The organism is Micromonospora sp. NPDC049799 (assembly GCF_040656655.1).
In the GTDB taxonomy this organism is placed as follows: domain Bacteria; phylum Actinomycetota; class Actinomycetes; order Mycobacteriales; family Micromonosporaceae; genus Micromonospora.
Genome location: NZ_JBFAMU010000224.1, coordinates 1 through 8,148, shown reverse-complemented (window position 1 = coordinate 8,148; position 8,148 = coordinate 1). Strand labels below are relative to the sequence as shown.

Sequence of the window (8,148 nt, the reverse complement as noted above, 5' to 3'; positions counted from 1 at the left end):
CGTCGTGGGTCCGCCGACCGGGCCGGCCCGGAGCAGGTCGACGTGCAGGCGTTGCAGGTCCGGGCTCGGATCGGCGCCCAGCTCCGCAGCCAGCCGTCGGCGGTGCTGCTCGTAGGCGTGCAGCGCCTCGCCGGTCCGGCCGCAGCCGGCCAGGGACTGCATCAGCAGCAGGGTGAGACGTTCCCGGCTCGGGTGCCGGGCCGCCAGCGGGGCGAGGTCGTCGACCAGCGTCGCGACAGGGGTTCCGGAGCGCAGCCTCGCCTCGTGCCACAGTTCCACGGCGGTGAGCCGGGCATCCTCGAGCGCCTGCACCTCCGGCGGTGCGGGACGGTTCGGCAGCCAGCCGCCGAACGCCGGCCCCCGCCACAGCCCCACGGCTTCCCGGAGCAGGTCGCGCCGGCGCCGCCAGTCGGGTTCCCCGTCGCCCTGTGCCCGCGACAGCAGGCGGCGGAAGCGGTTGACGTCGACCGTCTCCGGATCGAGCACCGCCCGGTAGCCGTCCCCGGCGGTGACGATGGCGAGCTGGTCCTCATCCAGGCCGGCGGCGGCGAGCGCGGCCCGCAGCTCGGAGATCCGCGAGTGGACCATGGACCGGGCGCTCCGGGGCAGCCGGTCCTGCCACAGCGAGTCCACCAGGTCGCTGGTCGGGACCATGCTGCCGGCCCGCATCGCCAGCAGCCCGAGCAGCAACCGGTGCATCCGGCGGCCGGGGACGATCGGGGCGACACCCTGGCGGATCTCGATCGGACCGAGCAGGCGGAGCTCCAAGGGCATCCTCGGGGGTGCGGCGGGACGGCGGAAAGGTCAGCCTAGTACCCGCCCGCCGTCCGGCCCCGGACGAGGCGTGCCGGCCGGGGGCGGGCCTGACGGGCGGACCCCTGCGGTCCGCCCGCCCCCGAATAGGCCCGCCGCCCGTGGCGCGTCGTCCGTCGGCACGCCGCGCCCGGCGACGCCTGGATCGGCGCGCCGGTCGCTCCGACGATCCAGCCTCGGCGACCGGTCTTCCCGTTTCCTTCCCGTCCCGGCCGGACCTCCGCGCTCCGCCCGCCGAGCCGGGTGCCGGCGGTCCGGGGCCATGTCAGGGCCGGGGATGTCGGGCGTACGGACTAGAGTCGCTGCCGTGACAGCTACGACGCCGCGCCTGCTCCTCGTCGACGGACATTCCCTGGCATACCGGGCCTTCTTCGCCCTGCCGGTGGAGAACTTCTCCACCACGACGGGTCAGCCGACCAACGCGGTCTACGGCTTCACGTCGATGCTGATCAACGTGCTGCGCGACGAGCAGCCGACGCACATCGTCGTCGCCTTCGACGTCTCCCGCCACTCCTTCCGCACCGACCGGTACGCGGAGTACAAGGCCGGCCGCAGCGAGACCCCGTCGGACTTCAAGGGCCAGGTCAGCCTGGTCAAGGAGGTCCTCGCCGCGCTGCGCATCCCGGTGGTGGAGAAGGAGGGCTACGAGGCCGACGACGTCATCGCCACCCTCGCCTGCCAGGCCCGGGACCAGGGCATGTCGGTGCTGATCAGCACCGGTGACCGGGACGCGTTCCAGCTCGTCGGCGACCAGATCACCGTGCTCTACCCGCGCAAGGGCGTCTCCGACCTGGCCCGGATGGACCCGGCGGCGATCGAGGCGAAGTACGGCGTCGCTCCGCAGCGCTACCGCGACCTGGCCGCCCTGGTGGGGGAGACCAGCGACAACCTGCCCGGCATCCCGGGCGTCGGCCCGAAGACCGCCGCCAAGTGGATCAACACCTACGGCGGCGTGGAGGGTGTCGTCGCCCGGGCCGACGAGATCAAGGGCAAGGCGGGCGACAGCCTGCGGGAGCGGCTCGCCGACGTGATCCGCAACTACGAGATCAACTGCCTGGTCTCCGACCTGGAGCTGCCGGTGCGCCCGGAGGACGCCCGCTGGCAGGGCTGGGACCGGGAGGCGGTGCACCAGGTCTTCGACACGCTGGAGTTCCGCATCCTGCGCGACCGTCTCTACCAGTACCTGGAGGCCGTCGAGCCGGAGGCCGAGGCGGGCTTCGACCTGACCGGCGAGGTGCTCGGCGCTCCCGGGGCCCTCGCCGGCTGGCTGGAGACCCACGCTCCGGCCGGCACGCCGGTGGGCGTGGCCGTCAAGCTCGACACGGGCCCCAACCGCCGGCACACCGCCTCGGTCAGCGGAATGGCTCTGGCGACGGCGGGCGGCGCGGCGGCCTGGTTCGACCCGGCCGGCCTGGAGCCGACCGACGAGGCGGCCCTCGCGGGGTGGCTGGCCGACGACACCCGCCCGAAGGTGCTGCACGACAGCAAGCCGGCCGTGCTGGCCTTCGCCGCGCACGGCTGGTCGCTCCAGGGGATCGCCCGCGACACCCAGATCGCGGCCTACCTGGCCCGCCCGGACCAGCGCTCCTACGACCTCACCGACCTGGCCCTGCGCTACCTGCACCGGGAGCTGCGGGTCGACGCTCCGGAGACCGGCCAGCTCACCCTCGACGGCCTGGGCAACGACGCCGAGGCCGAGCAGAACCTGATGCTCCAGGCCCGGGCCACCCTCGACCTGGCCGACGCCATCGACGCGGAGCTGTCCCGGGACGGCGAGCAGTCCGCCCGGCTGATGGCCGGTGTGGAGCTGCCCCTGATGCGGGTGCTGGCCGACATGGAGCGCGTCGGCATCGCCGCCGACACGCACTACCTGTCGGAGTTGGAGGCGCACTTCGCCGCCGAGGTGAAGGCCGCCGCGCAGGGCGCGTACGAGGCGGTCGGGCGGGAGTTCAACCTCGGCTCGCCGAAGCAGTTGCAGGAGATCCTCTTCGTCGAGCTGGGCCTGCCGAAGACCAAGAAGATCAAGACCGGCTACACGACCGACGCCGACGCCCTCCAGTGGCTCTACGCGCAGAACCCGCACCCGGTGCTGGCCCACCTGCTGCGCCACCGTGACGTGGCCAAGCTCAAGACCACCGTGGACGGCCTGCTCAAGTCGGTCTCCGACGACGGCCGGATCCACACCACGTTCAACCAGACGGTGGCGGCCACCGGCCGGCTCTCCTCCACCGAGCCCAACCTGCAGAACATCCCGATCCGCACCGAGGAGGGGCGGCGGATCCGCCGGGCCTTCGTGGTGGGGGAGGGCTACGAGTGCCTGCTCACCGCCGACTACAGCCAGATCGAGATGCGCCTCATGGCGCACCTGTCGTCGGACGAGGCGCTGATCGACGCGTTCAACTCCGGCGCCGACTTCCACGCCGCGACCGCCTCGTCGGTCTTCGGGGTCGAGGTCGGTGCGGTCACCGCCGACCAGCGGCGCAAGATCAAGGCGATGAACTACGGCCTGGCGTACGGGCTCAGCGCCTTCGGCCTCTCGCAGCAGCTCGGCATCACCGCCGAGGAGGCGCGCGGGCTGATGGAGAACTACTTCGCCGGGTTCGGCGGCGTCCGCGACTACCTGCAGGAGGTGGTGGCCCGCGCCCGGCACGACGGGTACACCTCGACCATTCTCGGCCGCCGCCGCTACCTGCCCGACCTGGTCAGCGACAACCGGCAGCGGCGGGACATGGCCGAGCGGATGGCGCTCAACGCCCCCATCCAGGGTTCGGCGGCCGACGTCATCAAGGTCGCGATGCTGCGCGTCGACACCGCGCTGGGCGACGCCGGGCTGCGCTCCCGGATGCTGCTCCAGGTGCACGACGAGCTGGTCTTCGAGGTCGCCCCCGGCGAGCGGGACACCCTGGAGGAGCTGGTCCGCCGCGAGATGGGTGCGGCGTACCCGCTGTCGGTGCCGCTGGAGGTGTCCGTCGGCGAGGGCCGCGACTGGAACAGCGCCGACCACTGAGCCGTGGCGGCGGGGTGAAGGGCCGCGCGGCCTCGTGAGCCCGTGCCCCGTCGCCGCGTCGGACGGTCAGGCGTGGGTCACCGTCCCGGTCCCCGGCGCTCCTTCGGTGGGGTGCCGTGGCGATCGAGGGCTCGCCGGGACGGGCCGCCCGGCGGCGGCAGCGGGCCCTTGAGGGGGTCGTGTCCCCAGTTCATCAGGGACCACCGCCACTTGGTGTCGCGGACGTCGCCGGAGGGGCGCTGGGCCATGTGCCGGCGGACGTACCCGACCACCTTGCGCATGTGCTTGTAGTCGCCCTCGGACAGGTCGCCACGCTTGCGACGCAGCAGGTCGATGATCTTCCGACCCGACTCGTGGCCGACCGACTCGCCGCCCTTGGTGCCCTTCCGCCAGCCGACGTGCTTCGACTCGTCGGTCTCCAGCCAGGTCGACAGCTCGCGGGGCTTCATGTTCACCGCCTCGGTGAACTCCCGGTAGGTGTCCCGGCCGTCGTCACTTCGGCTCATGGCGCAGCGCCTCCGGTCGGTGGGCGACGTCCCGGCCCGAGTCGTCGTTGCGAATCCGGTACTGCGGCTCGTCCTCCGTGGCGTTCACGGCGTGCCCGCGCACGTGTGTCCGGTCGATCAGCTTTTCCTTGATCACGCCATGCGCCCGGCCGCTGTGGCTGGCCCAGGAGACGTGGTCACCGTCGCGGAATTCCCTCTGCTCGGCCATACGCCCTGGCTACCCGTGCCCGGCTCGAAAAAACGGCGGGCCCGGTCGGGCGCCTCCGGGTGATCTCGCCGATCGGCGGCCCCAACTCGACCGGCTCGGTCGGCTCCGCGCTGCCGGCGACCAGCTCGAGGTCAGTCGGCGGGCTTGTCGGTGACGAAGATGGCGGTGCCGGGGAAGAGGCGCCCGCGCAACGGGCTCCACTGCCCCCAGATCCCCGCGTGGCCCGCCGGCCACTCCGGTTCCACCAGGTCGGTGAGGCGGAAGCCGGCCCCGACCAGTTCCCGGATCCGGTCGCCCAGGGTGCGGTGCTGCTCGACGTACGTGGCGACGCCGTGGTCGTCCTGCTCGACGTAGGGGGAGCGGTCGAAGTACGAGTGCACGGCGGTCAGCCCGCCCTCGCCCGGGTCGTCGAGGAAGATCCACCGCATCGGATGGGTCACCGAGAACACCCAGCGACCCCCGGGGCGCAGCACCCGGAACACCTCCCGCATGACCGCCGCCGAGTCGTCGACGAAGGGGATTGCGCCGAACGCCGTGCAGACCGTGTCGAACGCGCCGTCGGCGAACGGCAGGGCGAGGGCGTCGGCCTGCACCAGCGGCACGCGTACGCCGGTGCGGTCGGCGGCGAGCGCCGCGTGCCGCAACATGCCGGCGGAGAGGTCCAGCGCGACCGGCCGGGCCCCCTGCGTGGCGAGCCAGCGCGCGGCGGCGGACGCGCCGCTGCCCAACTCCAGCACCCGCCGCCCGTCCAGCTCACCCAGCAGGTGTACGTCGGCCTCCCGCACGCCCTCCGGACACCAGACGAAGTCCAGGTCGCCGAGGAAGGCGCCGTGCTCGGCCTGGTAGTCGTCGGCGTCGACGTCCCACCAGCCACGGTTGGCGCGGCGTACCTCGGCGTCGCCGACCCGGCGGCGGGTCACCCTGCTGTCGTCGTCCACCCGCCCACGCTAGGCCCCGTACCCGGCGACGCGGCCGGCGGGCGGGGACGGCCGGCGCCGGCGTGTCGCCTGTCGGCGGGTCGCTGCACCCGGACGACCGGCGGACTCGGCCGGGCGTCGCCAACCGTCTCTGGTGGGGCTGCTGTGACGCAGGTGACAGGTGGTGCCTACTCCGGTCGAAATCTCCGCTTTCGCAGGTGGCGAGGCAGCGAGGACCTGGGAGGCCTTGCACGCTGTGGTAATGCAGCGGGTAGGCTAGACGATGCGCTCGCGGATCGTGTGCCTCGGCAGGGAGCAGGTGCGCGGTCACCGGAGCCACTCAATGATCGTCATTTCGCTGATCGTTCGGTGTGCCCGGAGGCGGATCCGCTGGCGCGAACAGGTCACCGCGACACCACACCTGCTGTGACAACCCATCCGACCGGAGCAACCGCCCACATGACGAGCAGCATCGAGGCCCCCTCGAGCGCCACCCGGGTCACCCACGACGATCTCGGTTCCGAGGAGGCTTTCCTCGCCGCGATCGACGAGACCATCAAGTACTTCAACGACGGCGACATTGTCGAAGGCACCGTCGTCAAGGTCGATCGGGACGAGGTCCTGCTCGACATCGGCTACAAGACCGAGGGTGTCATCCCCTCTCGGGAGTTGTCGATCAAGCACGACGTGGACCCGGCCGAGGTCGTTTCGGTCGGTGACCACATCGAGGCCCTGGTCCTCCAGAAGGAGGACAAGGAGGGTCGTCTGATCCTCTCCAAGAAGCGGGCGCAGTACGAGCGGGCCTGGGGCACGATCGAGAAGATCAAGGACGAGGACGGCGTCGTCCGCGGCTCCGTCATCGAGGTGGTCAAGGGCGGCCTCATCCTCGACATCGGGCTCCGCGGCTTCCTGCCCGCGTCCCTGGTCGAGATGCGGCGGGTGCGCGACCTGCAGCCGTACGTCGGCCGTGAGCTCGAGGCCAAGATCATCGAGCTGGACAAGAACCGCAACAACGTGGTCCTGTCCCGCCGGGCGTGGCTGGAGCAGACGCAGTCCGAGGTGCGCACCGAGTTCCTCAACAAGCTGCAGAAGGGCCAGGTCCGCAAGGGCGTCGTGTCCTCGATCGTCAACTTCGGCGCGTTCGTCGACCTGGGCGGCGTGGACGGCCTGGTGCACGTCTCCGAGCTGTCCTGGAAGCACATCGACCACCCGTCCGAGGTCGTCGAGGTCGGCCAGGAGGTCGAGGTCGAGGTCCTGGACGTCGACCTGGACCGCGAGCGGGTCTCGCTGTCGCTGAAGGCGACCCAGGAGGACCCGTGGCGGCAGTTCGCCCGCACCCACGCGATCCAGCAGATCGTGCCGGGTAAGGTCACCAAGCTGGTGCCGTTCGGCGCCTTCGTCCGGGTGGACGACGGCATCGAGGGCCTGGTCCACATCTCCGAGCTGGCCGAGCGCCACGTCGAGATCCCGGAGCAGGTCGTCCAGGTCGGTTCCGAGGTCATGGTCAAGGTCATCGACATCGACCTGGAGCGCCGCCGGATCTCGCTGTCGCTCAAGCAGGCCAACGAGGGCTTCGTCGAGGGCGAGGAGCACTTCGACCCGACCCTCTACGGCATGGCCGCGACGTACGACGCCGAGGGCAACTACATCTACCCGGAGGGCTTCGACCCGGAGACGGGCGAGTGGCTCGAGGGGTACGACAAGCAGCGCGAGACCTGGGAGAACCAGTACGCCGAGGCCCGTCAGCGCTGGGAGGCCCACACCAAGCAGGTGCAGACCTCCCGGGCCGCCGACGCCGAGGCTGCCGCGAACCCGGCCCCGCCGGTGGCTGCCGGTGGCACCACCACCACCACGACCAGCACGGCCCCGAGCCGTCAGGCCGAGGAGCCGGCCGGCACCCTGGCCACCGACGAGGCGCTCGCCGCTCTGCGGGAGAAGCTCGCCGGCGGCAAGTGACCCGCTGAACGACGAAGGGCCCCGTCCCCGCGATCGCGAGATCGCCGGGGGCGGGGCCCTCGCGTTGCCCCCCTCGCCTCGTTTCGCCTCGCCTCGCGCCGCAAGATCATGCTCGATCCATGATGTAGTGGCCTCCGGGCGTGCAGGAGGCCACTACATCCGGGTTCGTGCGTGATCTTGCGAGCCCGCAGCCCGCGAGCCCCCGCGAGCCCGTGGTGCGAGGGGGCGCTCGGTTTGGTCGGCGGAGTGGGATCCGGTTGACTGGTGCGGTGTTGATGGTGGGGTTGACCGGAGGGATCGGGTCCGGCAAGAGCGCGGTGTCGGCGCGGCTGGTCGAGCGGGGCGCGGTGCTGATCGACGCCGACCAGGTGGCGCGGGAGGTGGTCGCGCCGGGCACCGAGGGGCTGGCCGCGATCGTCGAGGCCTTCTCCGAGCGGGTGCTGGATACCGACGGTGCACTGGATCGGGCGGCGCTGGGTGCCGTCGTGTTCCCCGACGAGGCGTCCCGACGGCGGCTGGAGGCGATCATCCACCCGCGGGTGCGTGCGCGTACCGCCGAACTCACCGCCGCAGCGCCGCCGGACGCGGTCGTGGTCAACGACGTGCCGCTCCTGGTCGAGGTGGGGCTCGCGCCCTCGTACCATCTCGTGCTCGTGGTGCAGACGGCGATGGCCACCCGCCTGGAGCGGCTGGCCCGCGACCGGGGGATGGACCGGGCGGAGGCCGAGCGGCGCATCGCCG

The 8,148-nt window shown here is 72.0% G+C and carries 7 protein-coding genes; 3 read left to right on the top strand and 4 right to left on the bottom strand.

All coding sequences use genetic code 11. The annotated features are described in order from the left end of the window. On the bottom strand, positions 1–768 hold a 768-nt coding region (locus AB0I76_RS17585), incomplete at its 3' end, for an AfsR/SARP family transcriptional regulator (protein WP_357036159.1). Between the two features lie 352 nt (positions 769–1,120). Here AB0I76_RS17585 and polA point away from each other — a divergent pair. Next, entirely contained in the window at positions 1,121–3,820 is a 2,700-nt protein-coding gene (gene polA / locus AB0I76_RS17580) for a DNA polymerase I (protein WP_357036156.1), read from the top strand. A 77-nt stretch (positions 3,821–3,897) separates the two neighbouring features. Here the strand turns inward: polA and AB0I76_RS17575 are convergent, their stop codons facing one another. From AB0I76_RS17575 to AB0I76_RS17565, 3 genes are all read right to left on the bottom strand, one after another. After that, complete coding sequence (locus AB0I76_RS17575; protein ID WP_357036153.1) at positions 3,898–4,326, bottom strand: DUF3140 domain-containing protein; 429 nt, start codon at positions 4,324–4,326, stop codon at positions 3,898–3,900. Further along, the gene (locus AB0I76_RS17570; protein WP_357036150.1) at positions 4,313–4,534 is read right to left on the bottom strand and encodes a DUF2945 domain-containing protein; all 222 of its coding nucleotides are present in this window, start codon (positions 4,532–4,534) and stop codon (positions 4,313–4,315) included. Before AB0I76_RS17570 ends, AB0I76_RS17575 begins: the two co-directional genes overlap by 14 nt. A 131-nt stretch (positions 4,535–4,665) precedes the next feature. Then, positions 4,666–5,472 (bottom strand): class I SAM-dependent methyltransferase, encoded by an 807-nt coding sequence (locus AB0I76_RS17565; RefSeq protein ID WP_357036147.1) that lies wholly within the window; start codon positions 5,470–5,472, stop codon positions 4,666–4,668. 438 nt (positions 5,473–5,910) lie between these two features. Between AB0I76_RS17565 and rpsA the strand changes: the two genes are divergently transcribed. Further along, positions 5,911–7,407, top strand: coding sequence for a 30S ribosomal protein S1 (rpsA, locus tag AB0I76_RS17560; RefSeq protein ID WP_357036144.1), 1,497 nt, complete (start codon positions 5,911–5,913; stop codon positions 7,405–7,407). Positions 7,408–7,676: 269 nt separating this feature from the next. Then, the coding region (gene coaE / locus AB0I76_RS17555; RefSeq protein ID WP_357036162.1) for a dephospho-CoA kinase at positions 7,677–8,148 on the top strand (472 nt) is incomplete at its 3' end.

Excerpts from the sequence above, each read along its gene's own strand:
- AB0I76_RS17575 (WP_357036153.1), bottom strand. The coding sequence starts at position 4,326 with ATGAGCCGAAGTGACGACGGCCGGGACACCTACCGGGAGTTCACCGAG.
- AB0I76_RS17570 (WP_357036150.1), bottom strand. The coding sequence starts at position 4,534 with ATGGCCGAGCAGAGGGAATTCCGCGACGGTGACCACGTCTCCTGGGCC.
- rpsA (WP_357036144.1), top strand. The coding sequence starts at position 5,911 with ATGACGAGCAGCATCGAGGCCCCCTCGAGCGCCACCCGGGTCACCCAC.